General features: G+C 73.7%; 16 protein-coding genes. 7 read left to right on the plus strand and 9 right to left on the minus strand.

Annotated features, from left to right (window positions below; translation table 11 throughout):
• Nucleotides 1-46: 46 nt before the first annotated feature.
• The gene (gene pgm / locus ACZ6C1_RS19675) at nt 47-1,687 is read right to left on the minus strand and encodes a phosphoglucomutase (alpha-D-glucose-1,6-bisphosphate-dependent) (RefSeq protein ID WP_469242387.1); all 1,641 of its coding nucleotides are present in this window, start codon (nt 1,685-1,687) and stop codon (nt 47-49) included.
• A gap of 159 nt (nt 1,688-1,846) precedes the next feature.
• Between pgm and ACZ6C1_RS19680 the strand changes: the two genes are divergently transcribed.
• Nucleotides 1,847-2,281, plus strand: coding sequence for a DoxX family protein (locus tag ACZ6C1_RS19680; protein WP_469242388.1), 435 nt, complete (start codon nt 1,847-1,849; stop codon nt 2,279-2,281).
• Here ACZ6C1_RS19680 and ACZ6C1_RS19685 read toward each other — a convergent pair.
• Genes ACZ6C1_RS19685 through ACZ6C1_RS19700 form a run of 4 tightly spaced genes read right to left on the minus strand, consistent with a single transcriptional unit; the run spans nt 2,278 to nt 5,853 of the window.
• Nucleotides 2,278-3,147, minus strand: coding sequence for an oxygenase MpaB family protein (locus ACZ6C1_RS19685; protein WP_469242389.1), 870 nt, complete (start codon nt 3,145-3,147; stop codon nt 2,278-2,280). The genes ACZ6C1_RS19680 and ACZ6C1_RS19685 overlap by 4 nt on opposite strands.
• A gap of 49 nt (nt 3,148-3,196) precedes the next feature.
• The gene (locus ACZ6C1_RS19690; RefSeq protein ID WP_469242390.1) at nt 3,197-4,219 is read right to left on the minus strand and encodes an NAD(P)/FAD-dependent oxidoreductase; all 1,023 of its coding nucleotides are present in this window, start codon (nt 4,217-4,219) and stop codon (nt 3,197-3,199) included.
• Entirely contained in the window at nt 4,216-4,773 is a 558-nt protein-coding gene (locus tag ACZ6C1_RS19695; RefSeq protein WP_469242391.1) for an isoprenylcysteine carboxyl methyltransferase family protein, read from the minus strand. The genes ACZ6C1_RS19690 and ACZ6C1_RS19695 overlap by 4 nt, the downstream gene beginning before the upstream one ends.
• Nucleotides 4,774-4,788: 15 nt before the next feature.
• Nucleotides 4,789-5,853, minus strand: coding sequence for a type III polyketide synthase (locus tag ACZ6C1_RS19700; protein ID WP_469242392.1), 1,065 nt, complete (start codon nt 5,851-5,853; stop codon nt 4,789-4,791).
• 147 nt (nt 5,854-6,000) lie between these two features.
• Here ACZ6C1_RS19700 and ACZ6C1_RS19705 point away from each other — a divergent pair, with 147 nt between their 5' ends.
• On the plus strand, nt 6,001-6,855 hold the full coding sequence (locus ACZ6C1_RS19705; RefSeq protein ID WP_469242393.1) for a UbiA family prenyltransferase: 855 nt from the start codon (nt 6,001-6,003) through the stop codon (nt 6,853-6,855).
• 50 nt (nt 6,856-6,905) lie between these two features.
• Here ACZ6C1_RS19705 and ACZ6C1_RS19710 read toward each other — a convergent pair whose 3' ends face one another.
• Together ACZ6C1_RS19710 and ACZ6C1_RS19715 are read right to left on the minus strand one after the other, a co-directional pair.
• Nucleotides 6,906-7,394: a CBS domain-containing protein gene (locus tag ACZ6C1_RS19710; protein WP_469242394.1), complete on the minus strand. Its 489-nt coding sequence runs from the start codon at nt 7,392-7,394 to the stop codon at nt 6,906-6,908.
• A 113-nt stretch (nt 7,395-7,507) separates the two neighbouring features.
• Nucleotides 7,508-7,888 (minus strand): DUF5997 family protein, encoded by a 381-nt coding sequence (locus ACZ6C1_RS19715; RefSeq protein ID WP_469242395.1) that lies wholly within the window; start codon nt 7,886-7,888, stop codon nt 7,508-7,510.
• 57 nt (nt 7,889-7,945) lie between these two features.
• Between ACZ6C1_RS19715 and ACZ6C1_RS19720 the strand changes: the two genes are divergently transcribed.
• The 3 genes from ACZ6C1_RS19720 to ACZ6C1_RS19730 all read left to right on the plus strand — a co-directional run bounded on the left by ACZ6C1_RS19720 (nt 7,946) and on the right by ACZ6C1_RS19730 (nt 11,005).
• Complete coding sequence (locus tag ACZ6C1_RS19720) at nt 7,946-8,710, plus strand: LysR family substrate-binding domain-containing protein (protein WP_469242396.1); 765 nt, start codon at nt 7,946-7,948, stop codon at nt 8,708-8,710.
• A gap of 171 nt (nt 8,711-8,881) precedes the next feature.
• Nucleotides 8,882-10,090, plus strand: coding sequence for a T4 RnlA family RNA ligase (locus tag ACZ6C1_RS19725; protein ID WP_469242397.1), 1,209 nt, complete (start codon nt 8,882-8,884; stop codon nt 10,088-10,090).
• A 3-nt stretch (nt 10,091-10,093) separates the two neighbouring features.
• Nucleotides 10,094-11,005, plus strand: coding sequence for a phosphatase domain-containing protein (locus ACZ6C1_RS19730; RefSeq protein ID WP_469242398.1), 912 nt, complete (start codon nt 10,094-10,096; stop codon nt 11,003-11,005).
• Between the two features lie 31 nt (nt 11,006-11,036).
• Here the strand turns inward: ACZ6C1_RS19730 and ACZ6C1_RS19735 are convergent, their stop codons facing one another.
• Complete coding sequence (locus tag ACZ6C1_RS19735) at nt 11,037-11,396, minus strand: transglycosylase family protein (protein ID WP_469242399.1); 360 nt, start codon at nt 11,394-11,396, stop codon at nt 11,037-11,039.
• A 108-nt stretch (nt 11,397-11,504) separates the two neighbouring features.
• The gene (locus tag ACZ6C1_RS19740; protein WP_469242400.1) at nt 11,505-12,308 is read right to left on the minus strand and encodes an alpha/beta fold hydrolase; all 804 of its coding nucleotides are present in this window, start codon (nt 12,306-12,308) and stop codon (nt 11,505-11,507) included.
• Nucleotides 12,309-12,390: 82 nt separating this feature from the next.
• On the opposite strand from ACZ6C1_RS19740, the gene ACZ6C1_RS19745 reads away from it, so the two are divergent.
• Nucleotides 12,391-13,614, plus strand: a complete 1,224-nt coding sequence (locus ACZ6C1_RS19745; RefSeq protein WP_469242401.1) for an MFS transporter — start codon at nt 12,391-12,393, stop codon at nt 13,612-13,614.
• A 74-nt stretch (nt 13,615-13,688) separates the two neighbouring features.
• Nucleotides 13,689-15,818 carry a SpoIIE family protein phosphatase gene (locus ACZ6C1_RS19750; RefSeq protein WP_469242402.1) on the plus strand — a complete coding sequence of 710 codons (2,130 nt, stop codon included), beginning with the start codon at nt 13,689-13,691 and terminating at the stop codon, nt 15,816-15,818.

Consider the following 15,818-nt stretch of genomic DNA (forward strand, 5'->3'; position numbering starts at 1 on the left):
TCACACGGAACCACCGGCCGAAAACGGGCATGTGAGGAGAAAGGTCTCAGCCGTTCAGCGCGGCCGACACGACCGACCGGGCCTCCTCCTGCACGCGTGTCAGGTGATCGGCGCCGAGGAACGACTCGGCGTACACCTTGTAGACGTCCTCGGTGCCCGAAGGACGGGCCGCGAACCAGGCGTTCTCGGTGGTCACCTTGATGCCGCCGACGGCCGCGCCGTTGCCGGGGGCCTCGGTGAGCACGGACGTGATCGGCTCCCCGGCGAGGCTGTCGGCCGTCACCTGGGAGGGGGAGAGGCGGCCGAGGACCGCCTTCTCCTCCCGGGTCGCGGGTGCGTCGATCCGCGCGTACGCCGGCTCACCGAACCGCGCGGTGAGCGAGGCGTAGTGCTCGCTGGGCGTTCGCCCCGTCACGGCCAGCATCTCGGACGCCAGCAACGCCAGGATGATGCCGTCCTTGTCCGTGGTCCACACCGAGCCGTCCCGGCGCAGGAAGGAGGCGCCGGCGGACTCCTCGCCACCGAAGCCCAGCGTGCCGTCGGCCAGCCCGTCCACGAACCACTTGAAACCGACCGGCACTTCGACCAGCCGCCGCCCGAGATCGGCGGCCACCCGGTCGATCATGCCGGACGACACCAGCGTCTTGCCGACCCCCGCGCCGTCCGGCCACTGCTCACGGTGGCGGTACAGGTAGGCGATGGCGGCGGCCAGGTAGTGGTTGGGGTTCATCAGACCGCCGTCCGGGGTGACGATGCCGTGCCGGTCGGCGTCCGCGTCGTTGCCCGTGGCGATCTGGAACCGGTCGCGCCCCTCGATCAGCGACGCCATCGCGTACGGGGAGGAACAGTCCATCCGGATCTTTCCGTCCCAGTCCAGCGTCATGAACCGCCACGTGGGATCGGTGACCGGGTTCACCACCGTCAGGTCCAGCCGGTGCTCCTCTGCGATCCGGCCCCAGTACGCGACCGACGCGCCGCCCAGCGGGTCCGCCCCGATCCGTACGCCCGCGGCCCGCACGGCGTCCAGGTCGAGCACGGACGGCAGGTCCCGCACGTAGGAGCCGAGGAAGTCGTACCGCCCGGTCGTCGGCGCCGCCAGCGCCCGGGCGTAGGTGAGCCGCCGTACGTCCTTCAGGCCGCCCGCCATGATCTCGTTGGCCCGCTCCTGGATCCACCCGGTCGCCTCCGAGCCGGCCGGCCCGCCGTTCGGCGGGTTGTACTTGAACCCGCCGTCGGCCGGCGGGTTGTGCGAGGGGGTGACCACCACGCCGTCGGCCGGGCCGGAGGTACGCCCCCGGTTGTGGGTGAGGATCGCGTGCGACACGGCCGGGGTGGGCGTGAAACCGTCGGCGGAGTCCACGAGGACGGTCACCCCGTTGCCCGCGAAGACCTCGACGGCGGTCACCCGCGCGGGCTCCGACAGCGCGTGGGTGTCCGCACCGAGGAACAGCGGCCCGTCGATGCCCCGACCGGCCCGGTACTCGCAGATCGCCTGGCTCGTCGCGGCGATGTGGTCCTCGTTGAACGCCCCGGTGAGCGAGGACCCGCGATGCCCGGACGTGCCGAAGGCGACGCGCTGGGCCGGCTCGGCCGGGTCGGGGTGCAGGGCGTAGTACGCGGTCACCAGCCGGGCCACATCGATGAGGTCCTCCGGCCGCGCCGGCCGCCCCGCGCGCTCGTTCGGCATCCGTCCACTCCTCCATGTCCGTAAGAAACCGTCTGGTGCGATCAGTACAAGAGCGATGATCACCCCTCGATCGCGTTTCACACGACCGCCCCTCCGCAAGTCCCCGGCGAGGGCGTTCCCGAGGGGCATGCCCAGCGCGGTGCCGGGCACCCGCGTCGCATGGCGATTTTCCGAAAGTTGGCCCGTCCGCTGCTGGCCTCCACCTTCGTCACCGGAGGACTGCGCACCTGGCGCGACCCCAAGGCCGTGGCCCCGGTGGCCGAACCGGTGGCCCGGCCCCTCGCCGCACGGATCCCGGCGCTGCCCGACGACCCCGAGAAACTGGTACGCGTCAACAGCGCCGTCCAGGTCGGCGCGGGAGTGCTGTTCGCCGCGGGCCGCTTCCCGCGCCTCTCCGCGCTCGCCCTGGCCGCCACCCTCGTCCCGACGACCCTCGCCGGGCACGCGTACTGGACGGTGGAGGACCCGGAGGAACGCGCGCGCCGGCGGACGCACTTCTTCAAGAACCTCTCCGTGCTGGGAGGCCTGCTGATCGCCGTCGCCGACACGCACGGCAAGCCGTCCCTGGCGTACCGCGTGAAGAACGCCCGCTAGGCGCCGGCCGCGCCGTTGGCCGTCGGCGGGGGAGGCCGCATGGCCCACCGGATCGTCCTGGTCAGCGCGTGCCCGGACGCCCGGACGACGGTTTCCTCGACACCCGGGAGGCGGGGGAGCCCCAGTGGCCGCCGCGCCCACACCGGAAGCGTGGACACCGCGTTCGCGGCGAGGACGGCGTACGGCGGCCGGGCGATCCACGGCAGGGGCGGCTGGAGCAGGATGAACCGGGCGGCCTCGCGCGCCTCCTGCGTGGCGCGCAGCTCCGGGCGGTACGCGGCCAGCCGGTCGGCCAGCCCGGCCCGGTCGCGCGGCGGGTCGACGACCCCGAGAGCGGCCGCCACGCGGGCGGTGTCGGCGATGTACGCGTCGCAGCCCGCGGCGTCCAGCGGATGCCTGCCGAAGAGCTGATGGGCGGTCAGGAAGCTGTCGACCTCCGCGACGTGCACCCAGCCCAGCAGGTGCGGATCGGCGGCGTGGTACGGCTCCCCGGCGGCGGTCGTCCCGCGCACCCGTTCGTGCACGGCCCGCACCTGCTCCACCGCCCGCCGCGCGTCGTCCGCGGTGCCGTACGTGGTCACCGCCAGGAACGTGCTGGTCCGCTGGAGGCGCCCCCACGGGTCGCCCCGGTAACCGGAGTGGGCCGCCACCGCGGCCATCGCCAGCGGGTGGAGCGACTGCATCAGCAACGCCCTCAGCCCGCCGATGAACATCGACGCGTCACCGTGGACCCGGCGGATCGGCCGGTCCGGGCCGAACCAGCGGGGCCCCGGCGTGCCGTGGATCCGGGCACGGTTGACCGGGCCGGAGGGACCCGCGACACGGGTGAACAGACCACGGCCCACACGCTCCCTGAGGGTGTCCATGCGGCAAGTATCCGCCCGGCACCGGTGCGCCGGGAGAGCAACGGCGAAGTCACTGCAGGGCGTGGACCGCCGCGGCGAACACCGGCGGCATCCGGGCGGCCGCCGGAACGACCAGCCGCGCCGTGTCCCGCCGGGAGCCGACCCGCACCAGCGCCTCGGTGAGCAGCCGGTGCCGGCGCGACAGCCGCCGCCACTCCCTCTCGTACGCCTCCGGCCGCCCCGCCCGCAGGCACCGCACCGCCGCCTCCGCCGCCGCCAGGGCCAGGGAGATGCCCTCGCCGGTGAGCGCGTCCACGTACCCGGCGGCGTCGCCGACGAGCAGCACCCGGCCGGCCACCCTGCCCCGGACCCGCTGGCGCAGCGGCCCGGCACCCCGTACGGCGTTCGTCGCCGCCCCCGACCCCAGGCGGGCCGCCAGCTCCGGAAAGTGGCCCAGGTGCGTGTCGTACGAGCGTTTCGCCGTGCTCAGGAAGGCCACCCCCACCAGGTCACCGCCGACCGGTGTCACATACGCCTCTCCGGTCCCGCTCGCCGACCAGTGCACCTCGACGAAGTCCGACCACGGCGCCATCCGGTAGTGCCGCCGCAGGCCGAACCGCCGCGGCCGCCGGTCGGGCAGCTCCAGGCCGAGGACCCGGCGGACGGGGGAGTGCAGGCCGTCCGCCGCGACGAGCCACCGCGCCCGCAGCCCCGCCGCGCTCACCGCGTCCGCACCCTGCCGGACGCCGTCCACCCTGCCCGGCAGGACCCGCACGCCCAGGTCGGCGGCCCGCCGGGCCAGCGCGGCGCTCAGCACGGTCCGCCGCACGCCCAGCCCGGTGCCGGCACGGAAACCGGCCTCGGCGCGGTGCGCGGCGGCCACGTACCGGATGCCGCGCAGCGCGTGACCGGCCGGTTCCACACCGAGGGCGGCCAGGGACCGCACACCGCTCGGCATCACCCCCTCACCGCACGCCTTGTCCACCGGCCCCGGACGCGGCTCGATCACGACGGCCTCCATCCCGTGCAGCGCGGCGTGGATCGCCGTGGCCAGGCCCGCGGGCCCACCGCCCGCGACGAGCACGTCGATCACCGCGGTACGCCCCGGGCGCCGGCGGACACCGGCACGCCACCGGCACCGGCGGCCCCGCCGAGAGCCGCCTCCTCACAGCGGACGCGGACGCCGAGCAGCGCCGCGTTGAACGCCGTGAAGAGCGCGGCCGTCAGCCACGCGCCGTGCACCAGCGGCAGAGCGAGGCCCTCGGCCACCACCGCCACGTAGTTCGGGTGCCGCAGCCACCGGTACGGGCCGCCGGTCACCAGGGGCAGGCCGGGCACCACCAGGACCCGGGTGTTCCAGCGCGGCCCCAGGGTCCGTACGCACCACCAGCGCAGCCCCTGGGCCGCGACGGCCACGGCCAGCATGGTCCAGCCGAGCCACGGGCGGAACGGCCGCTCCGCCACCCAGACCTCGGCCACACAGCCGACGAGCAGACCCGTGTGGAGGGCCACCATCGCGGGGTAGTGCCCGCGCCCCGACTCGACCCCGCCACGGGCCAGACTCCAGCGAGCGTTGCGGCGGGCGACGCGGAGCTCGGCGACGCGCTCCGCACCGACGACCAGAACGAGCAGGGTGTACCAGACCATCCGTCTCTCCCGTTCTCACCAGCGCAGCAGGACCAGCTCGGTGCAGAAACCCGGCCCCATGGCCAGCAGCAGCCCCGGGGTGCCGGGCGGCGGGGCCTCGGCCAGGGTGTCGCGCAGGACGTGCAGTACGGACGCCGACGACAGGTTGCCGACCGCCGAGAGCGACCGCCGGCTCACGTCGAGGGCACTGTCCGGCAGGTCGAGCGCCTCCGCCACGGCGTCGAGGACCTTCGGGCCGCCGGCGTGGCTCACCCACGCGGTCACGTCGCCACGGCCCAGCCCGTGGTCGGCCAGGAAGCCGTCGACGTCGCCGGCGAGATTCTTGCGGACCACGTCCGGCACGGCCGGATCGAGGACGACGCGGAAGCCGGAACCGGTGATGTCCCAGCCCAGCAGCCGCTCGGTGTCCGGGTACAGACGGCTGCGGCCGGCCACCACGGTCGGCCCGCCGCCCGCACCCGACGCGCCGTGCCGCCGGGCACCCAGGGCCACGACGGCCGCGGCACCGTCGCCGAACAACGCGGTCGCGATCAGCTGGGACGGCGAGGGGTCGGCCCGCTGCAGGGTCAGCGAGCACAGCTCGACCGAGAGCAGCACGGCGACGTCGTCCGGCCGGCCCAGCAGATAGTCGTGCAGCCGGGAGATCCCGGCCGCGCCGGCCACACAGCCCAGGCCGAAGACCGGCAGCCGTCTGACGTCCGGCCGCAGCCCGAGTCGCCCCACGAGCAGGGCGTCCACCGACGGCGCCGCGATGCCGGTCACCGAGGTGAACATCAGCAGGTCCACGTCCCGCGGCGACAGACCCGCCGCGCGCAGTGCCCCGGTGACCGCCTCCGCACCCAGCTCCACGGCACCGGCGATGAACGCGTCGTTGGCGGCACCGAAGCCGTCCAGCTCGCCGTACCGGTCCAGCGGGAGCGCCGTATGGCGCGAGCGCACCCCCGTGCCGCGGTGCAGCCGGTCGAGAGCGCGCCGGTCGGCCCCGGACGGCAGGCAGTGCCGGGCCGCCATGTCGGCGAGGTCCCGCTGGGAGTGCCGGTATTGCGGCAGGGCTCCGTGAACGGCTGCGATCCGGGTCATCGGCGCTCCAGGTCGGGGACGTCGGCCTCCCATGTGTGCCCCCGCGCCGTGCCGGCGTACCGCAGGTTCGCCCGTTGAGCGCCGTGTCGCCGTGTCGCCGTACCCCGGGTCCGTTCTCCCGGCGCCATGTGCGCCTACGCTCGCGCCGTGGACGTCACCGACCGGACCGCATCGGCACGCACCGGCGCCGTGGGCGGGCTGCTGATGGCCTGTCACCCCGGCCCCACCGTGGCCGTCACCGTGCTGGTGACGGTTCTGGCGGCGGCAGCCGGGCACGACGGACGCGGCTGCCTGCTGGTCGCCGCCGCGGTACTGGCGGGCCAGCTCTCGGTCGGCTGGTGCAACGACGCCGTCGACGCCACCCGCGACCGGGCAACCGGGCGGTACGGCAAACCGGTGGTGTCGGGGACCGTCGGTGCCTCGGCCGTCCGGGGCGCGGCCGGGGTGGCGCTGGGTCTCGCCGTGCCGCTGTCGCTCGCCTGCGGTCCGCTCGCGGGCGGGATCCACCTCGCCGGGGTGGGCGCCGCGTGGGCGTACAACCTCGGGGTCAAGGCCACCGCGCTGTCCTGGCTGCCGTACGTGGCCGGCTTCGCCGCCCTGCCCGCGTTCGTGGCGCTGAGCCTGCCGGGGAGCCCCTGGCCGCACTGGTGGGTCGTCGTCTCCGGGGCGCTGCTCGGTGTGGGGGCGCACCTGGGCAACGTCCTTCCGGACATCGGCTCCGACCTGGCCGTCGGGGTACGCGGCTGGCCGCACCGCCTCGGCCCGGACCGGGTACGGCTGCTGCTGCCCGTGCCGCTGGTGGCGGCCTCCGCAGTCCTCGTCTTCGGCGGGCCCGCCGGGGACGGGGTCCTGGGCCCGCTCGCCGTGGCGGTGGCCGTGGCCCTGGCCGTGGGCGGCGCCGTCGTCGGCCGCCGCCGGGAGAGGGTGCCGTTCATCGCCTCGATCGCGGTGGCGGGCGTCGATGTGGTGGTGCTGGTGGCGCAGGGCGCCGCGATCACCTGACGGTCCTGGCGCCCGGACCTCCGGCCGGCCGGACGGTCCCGGCGAGGCGCCTACGGTCCGCCGGCCGTCCCGCTCCGCCCGAGCCGGACGAGGAAGTACCTGATCAGGCGGGCGGCGGTCACGGTGCCCAGGAGCTGCACCCGGCCGCCGCCGTCGCGTTCGACCACCGCGACCAGCGGGCTGTGCGTTCGGGCCATCAGTGCCGCCACCTCCATCGGTGTGGCGTCCGGCCCCACGTACGGGGGCGGGAAGAGCCGCCGCGGCACCCACTCGGCGACCGTGAGCCCGGCGAGCCGCTCGGTGATCTCCACGTCAACCCGCTCCCCGGCCGAGGCGGCGAGGAGCGGGTCGTCGACCGCGTAGGCGGGGACCAGCTGCCGCAGCAGCTGCGAGCCGGGCACGATGGCGTGGGGCAGGCCGTCCGCGTCCAGCACCAGGAGGGCCGGCAGGGAGTTCTCCGCCAGCAGCCGGGCCGCCTCCAGCGCGTCGTCGTCGGTCGTGACGTACGGATAGGGCTCAGCCAGATCGTAGGCACGCATGTTTGGCCCACCTCGCCGCCGGGACGGGACACCCCCATGGGTCCAACCTAGGCCCGGCGCCCGTGCCACGCCTGTCGGGGCCGTCCCCGAAGGCGTGGGCGGGGAGCCTCGCGTCAGGCGCGCTCCGCCTTCTTCTCCTTGATCCGCACCGCTTCCTTCCGGACCTCGGCCTGGACCGCGCGTTCCCGTACCAGCCACTCGGGGCTCTCGGTCTTCAGCGCCTCGATCTGCTCCGTGGTCAGCGGCTCGGTGACGCCGCCCCGCGCGAGACCGGAGATGGAGACGCCCAGCTTCGCCGCGACCACCGGCCGGGGGTGGGGGCCGTTGCGGCGCAGTTCCCGCAGCCACTCGGGCGGATCGGCCTGGAGCGCGTCGAGTTCGGCGCGGGAGACGACACCCTCCTGGAACTCGGCGGGGGTGGCCTCGAGGTACACACCCAGCTTCTTCGCCGCCGTGGCGGGCTTCATCGTCTGGGTGGTCTGGTGCGACTTCATGTGTCAAGGGTATCGAGCGTGTGCACGACCTCCGACCACGACCGGTAACCTGGCGGGGTGACAGGCTCGGATGTATCCCCTTCGTTCCGGCTCGCCTACGTCCCGGGTGTGACGCCGACCAAGTGGGTGCGGATCTGGAACGAGCGGCTGCCCGACGTACCACTGGCCCTTGTGCAGGTGCCCGCCGCCGAAGCGGCCGGCCTGCTGCGGGCCGGTGACGCCGACGCCGGTCTGGTGCGGTTGCCCATCGACCGGACGGACCTCAGCGCCATCCCCCTGTACACCGAGACGACGGTGGTCGTGATCCCGAAGGACCACCTGGTGGCGGCGGTCGACGAGGTGTCCGCCGAGGACCTCGCCGACGAGGTCGTGCTGCACCCCCTCGACGACACCCTCGGATGGGAGCGCCCGCCGGGAGTCCCGGCGAAGGAGCGCCCCGACACGACGGCGGACGCCGTCGAACTGGTCGCGGCGGGTATCGGCCTGCTCGTCGTCCCGCAGTCGCTCGCCCGGCTGCACCACCGCAAGGACCTCACGTACCGGCCGGTGACGGACGCGCCCCAGTCGCGCGTCGCGCTGTCGTGGCCGGAGGAGGAGACGACGGACCTGGTGGAGCACTTCATCGGGATCGTCCGTGGCAGGACCGTGAACAGCACCCGGGGCCCGCAGGCCCCGGCTCAGTCCAGGGCCGCGCGCCCCGAGAAGGGCGGAGCCGCCGCCCGGCGCAAGCCCACGGCGGGCAAGCCGGCCGGCAAGGGCTCCCGGAGCGGCTCCGGCGGCGCCAAGGCCGGCAAGCGCGGCAAACCCCGCCGCCGGTCGTAACCCCCGCGGTCCCGTACGCCCCGCCTGCCCGCCCCGACGGGGGCGACGGGGGGCTCGTGCGCTGTCATGCGCATGATGTACGAGGGGGTCGTCGCGCCGCTGGGCTGCTAATTCGCTGTCTTCCACGGCCTCCCGGAGGCGAGAATGCGGCATCTCGAACGGGAGGAACACATGAGCCAGGCATACCTGACTCTCCATCAGCTGCTGCCGCCGCAGGAACTGGCGGCAGCGCTCGACGCAGGGCACGTCACCCGCAAGGCGCACCCCGAGCTGCCGCTGTCCATCTACACGTACACCAGGACGTGCCAGTACGAGCGGATCTGGAACCGCGTCACCATGCGCTGCCGAGGCCTCGTCGCCGACGACACCACCGGTGAGGTGGTCGCGCTGCCGCTGCCGAAGTTCTTCAACGTCGGCGAGCACGAGTCCGGTCAGCCGTACGCCCCCGCGCTGCCGGACGAACCGTTCGAGGTGTACGACAAGGTCGACGGCAGCCTCGCCGTCGTCTTCCACTACGCGGGCCGGTGGCGGGTCGCGTCCAAGGGGTCGTTCATCAGCACGCAGGCCACCTGGGCGCAGCGCCGGCTCGACGGCAAGGACACCTCGGCCCTCACCCCGGGGGTGACCTACCTGGCGGAGATCCTCTACCCGGAGAACCGCATCGTCGTCGACTACGGCGACCGCCGGGACCTGGTGCTGCTCGCCGCCTTCGCCAAGGACGGCACGGAGATACCCCTGGCCGACGCCGCCCCCGCCTGGCGGGCCATCGGCTCCGTCGTCACGGTCCGCCCGCCCGTGCCGCTCGCCGAGCTGGTGGCCCTGACCGCGTCGAACACCCTGCCCGGGGGCGGGACCGCGACCGGGACGGACGCGGAGGGCTTCGTCCTGCGCTTCGCGTCCGGGGTGCGGGCGAAGGCCAAACTGTCGGAGTACGTACGCCTCCACAAGGTGCTGACGGGCGTCACCGAGCGGGACATCTGGCGCGGCCACGGCATCCAGCGCTTCGCGCACCTGCCCGCCGGGCAGGTGGCCCAGGCGCTGGGCTGCTCGGCGGCCGACATCGCCGCGTCGGGCGGCCGTCCCCTCGACGCCCTGCTGGAGCAGGTGCCGGACGAGTTCGACGCCTGGGTGCGCGAGGTGATCGCACGGATCGAGAAGGACGTGGCGGACCGGGAGCGCGCCATCGACGACGCGTACCGGACCCTCACCCCGCTGGGCGGCGACCGCGCCGCCTTCGCCCGCGCCGTGAAGGCCCTGCCCGACCCGGCCGTCCGCCCGGCCATGTTCCTGCGCCTGGACGGACGTCCGACGGAACTCGCCACGTACCGTTCCGTACGGCCGGCGGCGTCCGACCCCTTCAAGAACGACGAGGAGAACTGAGCGGTGCCCGTAGTACATGTGATGACGGGCCTGCCCGCATCGGGGAAGACGACCGAGGCGCGCAGACTGCAGGCGGAGTCCGACGGCCGGATGCGCCGGGTCAATCTCGACGACCTGCGCACCATGATGGACGTCCCCCGGGGCGAGCGGAATTCCTACGCCCACGAGCAGACCGTGCTCGCCGTCCAGGACGCGGCGGTCCGGGCCGCCGTCGACGACGGTTTCGACGTCGTCGTGGACAACACCCACCTGACGCCGCACATCCCCAAGCGGCTCAAGGCCGCCGTGCACGGGCTCGCCGCCTTCGTCGTGCACGACTTCACCGGTGTCCCACTGGAGGAGTGCATACGGCGTGACGGCGAGCGGGAACGTCCGGTCGGTGAGGAGATCATCCGGATCCTGGCCGACAAGCACCTGAAGGCCAGGAAGGGCGGCTGGCAGCTCACCGACGCCTGGCTCAACGACCAGCCGCCGGTGGAGCCGTACGTCGCCGACCCGGCGCTGCCGTCGGCGGTCCTGTGCGACATCGACGGCACCCTGGCGCTGAGGGGGGACCGCGGGCCGTACGACTTCACGCGCTGCGGCGAGGACCTGCTCAACGTCTCGGTGCGGCAGGCCCTGCACTCCTTCCGGCGCGCCGACGACGACGTCGTCGTGCTGCTCTCCGGGCGGGGCGAGGAGCACCGCGGGACGACGGAGGAGTGGCTCCGGCGCCACGAGGTGCCGTACGACGAGCTGTGGATGCGCGCCGCCGGTGACCACCGGCGCGACGACGTCGTGAAGGCCGAACTCTTCGACCGGCACGTCCGTCACCGATTCGCGGTACGGGTCTCCCTGGACGACCGTGACCGCGTCGTCGCCGTCTGGCGCCGGATGGGCCTGCCCACGTGGCAGGTCAACTACGGCAACTTCTGAGCGGTACGCCGAGGCGGGCGTCCGGCGCTCCTCAGCGCCGGGCGCACGCCCAGGCACCCATGCCCTGCATGGCAGCGAGCCTCCGGGCCGTGGCGATCTGCTCGCGTTTGGTGGCCAGATCCGCCCGCGGCGCGTACTTCAGGCCGCCCGCGGCGACCCAGCTGGACTGCTTGAACTGGAGGCCGCCGTAATGCCCGTTGCCCGTGTTGGCGTCCCAGTCGCCGTTGGACTCGCACTTGGCGATGGCGTTCCAGTCCACACGTCCGCCCGGACGGGGCGCGGCGGCATCGGCGGCGGGGGCGGCGAGCATCAGAACGGCCGACGCGCACAGCGCCGCCGTGACGAGCCCGCCGATGGTGTTCCCGCTGCCGCTGTTCCGGTGACCATGCATCAGGTTCCCTCTGATCCGTCGGCTGAGTGACTACGACGGTAAGGTCGTGCGCCGCCCGTGGCACGTGGTGTTGGGCCCATCGGGTTCGCGGCCAGGGATGACGGCCGGTCAGGGCCGGGGGCGGGAAAGGTACTCCGCGATGCGTTCTCCCCAGGTGCGGACGTCCGCCCGGGTCCGGGACACATGAAACTCCGCGTGCAGCAGCCGGGCCGCCGTCTCCGCCGTGGACAGGGGATGACCGGGGTCGTCCGTCCAGGCCAGGACGAGGCTCGGCAGGCGCAGCCGGGTGAGCGCTTCCGGGGGAGGAAGGTCCGACAGCGCCAGGCCCCGCAGAATGGACGGCAGGACCCGCTCGTCGGGTGTCGGCGGCACCTCGGGGACGTCGGCCACCACCGGGGGGCGCGGCCGTCCCGCCCGGGCGGCGCGCCAGGCGTCGGACCCGTCCCGTTCGATCGTGCCGGCCGACTCCCGGTTGTGCCGCGCGTACGCCTCCCGTGTCGTCCAGGCGGTCGGCGGGATGAGGAGGACCAGCCGGGAGAAGCGTTCCGGTGCCCGGACGGCGGCGTGCAGCACCGTCCCGCACCCCATGGACGCGCCCATGGCGTCGACCGGCCCGCCGGCACCCAGATGGTCCAGCAGGGCGAGCAGGTCGGCCGCGAGGGAGGGGTAGGTGTAGTCGCCGTCCACCGGTTCGCCCGTGGACCGGCCGTGGGCGCGGGCGTCGTAGCGGACCAGCCGGCGCCCCGCGCGCACGACCGGGGCCCAGTCGAACAGGCCCATCCGGTCCTCCGCGGCCCGGCCGGCGAAGCCGCCGTGCGCGTACACCGCGAGCGGGCCCCGGCCGGCGTCCTCGTAGAACAGTTCCGCCCCCCGGTGCCGGAAGGAGCCCTCTTTGACCGTGTGCTCTCCCACTGCCCGTCCTCCGAGCCCCTTGTGGCGTTTCGTGCGTGACGATTTGCGAGAATGATCAGCTTTCTTCCCTAGTGTGATCGTCATGTCCCGCACTTCTTCCGACTCCCGGCGCAGCCGTCCCCGCCGTGAGGGGCGCCCCGGCTATCTGGCCGCGGGCGTGGTCTTCGCCATCGGTATGGCCGGTACGACGCTCCCCACCCCGCTGTACGGGCTGTACCGCGAGGAGCTGGGGTTCTCCGAGCTGATGGTGACGGTCGTCTTCGCCAGCTACGCCGTGGGAGTGATCCTCACCCTCCTGCTGGCGGGCAACCACTCCGACCGGGCGGGCCGGCGCCCCGTCCTGCTGGGCGCGCTGGGCTTCGCCGCGGCGAGCGCGCTGTGCTTCCTGTTCGAGGGAGGCCTGCCCGCCCTCTTCGCCGGCCGGGTGCTGTCGGGCTTCTCGGCCGGACTGCTGAGCGGGGCGGGCACGGTCACCGTGCTGGAGCTGGCGGCGCCGGAGCGGAAGTCCCGCGCGGGCTTCGTCGCGACAGCGGCGAACATGGGCGGCCTGGGCTGCGGACCCCTGCTGTCGGGGCTGCTCGCGGAGTACGCCCCGATGCCGCTGTCCCTGCCGTTCCTGGTCCACCTCGGCCTGGTGGCCGTCGCCTGCGTCATCGTCCTGCTGCTGCCCGAGACCGTCCCGCACCCACGGCCGAGGGCCCGGCCGAGGCCCCAGGGGCTGTACGTACCCCCGGAGGTCCGTGGCGTCTTCGCCCCCTCATCCCTCGCCGCCTTCGCCGGGTTCTCGCTCCTCGGACTGTTCACCGCCGTGGCGCCCAGCTTCGTCTCCCACACCCTCGGAATCGACAATCTGGCCGTCTCGGGCCTCGTGGTCTTCTCGGTCTTCCTCGCCTCGACCGTGGGCCAGTCGCTGACGGGCCGGCTGGCCGTGGGGACCGCTCTGCCGCTCGGCTGCCTGGTGCTGGTGGCCGGGCTCCTCCTCGTGGGCGCGTCCCTGTGGGCCGAGACGCTGCCGCTGCTGGTGGCGGGCGCGGTCTGCGGCGGGCTCGGCCAGGGTCTCGCCTTCCGCGCCGCCCTGACCGCCGTCGGTGCGGCGGCGCCTCCCGCGCACCGGGCGGCCACCGTCTCCTCGTTCTTCGTCGTCGCCTACACCGGCATCTCGCTGCCGGTCGTCGGCGTGGGCGCGCTGACGATGTGGCTGGGCCTGGAACGCGCGGGGCTGACGTTCACCGCCTGCGTGACCGTCCTCGTCGCCGTCACCACGCTCCACCTGGTACGGCACCCCGCCACGACGCGCGGTGAGTAATGCCTCGGATAAGATGATTTTTCAGTGTTTGAGCCCATGAACCGGCGTCACGCCCCGGTGGTGAGGTCATCGCGTTGGACACGCACGAGTCGACCAGTGGTGCACCGGATCAGCCCCTGACCGCGGTGGGATACGCCGGAGTGCTCCGCGACCTGCTCCCGATCGCGCTGTGGCGGACCGACGCCGACGGGAACGTGGCCGAGTGGTCACTGGCCGCCCAGGACGTGCTGGGCTACGCGCTCGAAGAGGTCATCGGCCGCCACGCGAAACCGCTGCTCGTCCCCGAGCCCAACTGGGAACTGGCCGAACAACTCGCCCGGAGGGTCCTCGCGGGCGAAGCCGTGGTCGCCACCCTCCCGGTACGGCACCGCGACGGGCACCTCGTCGAGATGGAGATGTGGATCTGTCCGGCCGCCGACCGCCAGGGCCGCACGGGCATCCTGGCCATCGCCGTGCAGACCTCCGCCGTACGGCACATGCGTGATTCGCTCGCCGCCCTGGAAGGGCTGTTCAGCCAGTCCCCCATCGGCCTCGCCCTGCTCGGCCCCGACCTGCGCTTCCTCCGGGTCAACGAGGCACTCGCCCGGATGAACGGTGTCTCCGCCCACGACCACCTCGGCAAACGCCTCCCCGAGGTGGCCCCGGGGATCAACGCGGCCGCGCTGGAGACGGTGATGCGGCAGGTCCTGGAACAGGGCGAGGCCGTGGTCGACGTCCGCCGCACCGGCCGCACCCCGGCCGACCCCGAGCACGAACGGACCTGGTCCTGCTCGTACGCGCCGCTGCTCGACAACGCCGGCAACCGTCTGGGCCTGGTCGCCTCACTCATCGACATCACCGAGGGGCAGCGGGCGCAGGTCGAGGCCGAACGGGCCCGTCGGCGCTTCGCCCTGCTGGCCGAGGCCGGCACACGGATCGGCACCACCCTGGACCTGCGGCAGACCGCCGAAGAGGTCGTGCACCTGCTCGTGCCCCGGCTGGCCGACTCCGCCGACGTACACCTGCGCGAAGAGGTCCTGGACCCCGAGGAGGCCACCGCGTCGACGCAGGGTGTGACGCGCAGGGTGGCGATGTCCTTCACCGATCCCTCGGCCCCGTCCGAGGCGCTCGCGGTCGGCCTGACCTACCAGGTCCCGATCGGATCGGTGTACGAGCGGGTCATCGCCGAGGGGCAACCCATGAACCTGTACCAGACCGACATCCCGGCCCTGGTCAGCGATCCGCGCTCCGACCGGCTGCGGACCTTCCTCGCAACCCGTATCGGCTCCGCGCGACTGGTCCCGCTGGTCGCCCGCGGCAAAGTGCTCGGTGCCGTGGTGGTCACCCGCACCCGCGACCGGGAACCGTTCGACCAGCAGGACTGCGTCCTCATCGACGACCTGGTCGCCCGGGCCGCGCTCAACATCGACAACGCGCTCATGTACACAGGCCAGCGGGAGGCCGCCCTCACCCTCCAGCGCAGCCTCACCAACAGCGCCCTGCCGGACGTGACCGGCCTGGAACTCACCGGACGCTACCTCCCCACCAGCGACCACCAGGTCGGCGGTGACTGGTTCGACGCCATCGCCCTGCCGCGCGGCAGGACCGGGCTCGTCATCGGGGACGTCATGGGGCACGGCATCCACGCGGCGGCCGTCATGGGGCAACTCCGCACCGCGGTGCGCACACTCGCACGCCAGGACGTCCCACCGGCCCGGATGCTCGTCTCCCTGGACGCCGCCGTGGCCGACCTCGGCGAGAACGAGATGGCGACCTGCGTCTACGCCATCCACGACCCCGCCGCCGGCGAGTGCCTCATCGCCCGGGCCGGCCACCCGCCCCCGGCCGTGGCCGACGCCCGGGGCACCATCGCCTTCCTCGACGGTCCCCCCGGGACGCCCCTGGGAACGGGCGTACGGGACTTCAGGACCGAGCACGTGCCGCTGGGCCCCGGCGGACTCCTCGTGCTCTACACCGACGGCCTCATCGAGGCCCGTGACCGGGACCTCGACCAGGGCATGGAGCAGCTCGCCCGGTCACTGCTCCACCTCGACCGCCCGCTGGACGAGATCTGCGACCGGATCCTCGGCAGGCTGCTGCCCTCCGCGCCGCAGGACGACGTGGCGGTGCTCCTCGCCAGGGCCCTGCTCCCCACGGATTGGCCGATGAACCGCGCCGACCACCATCAACTGCACATTCCGCAACGTAAGGTGCAAGAGTGGTAG

The sequence above is a fragment of the Streptomyces sp. NPDC041796 genome, from assembly GCF_055590785.1.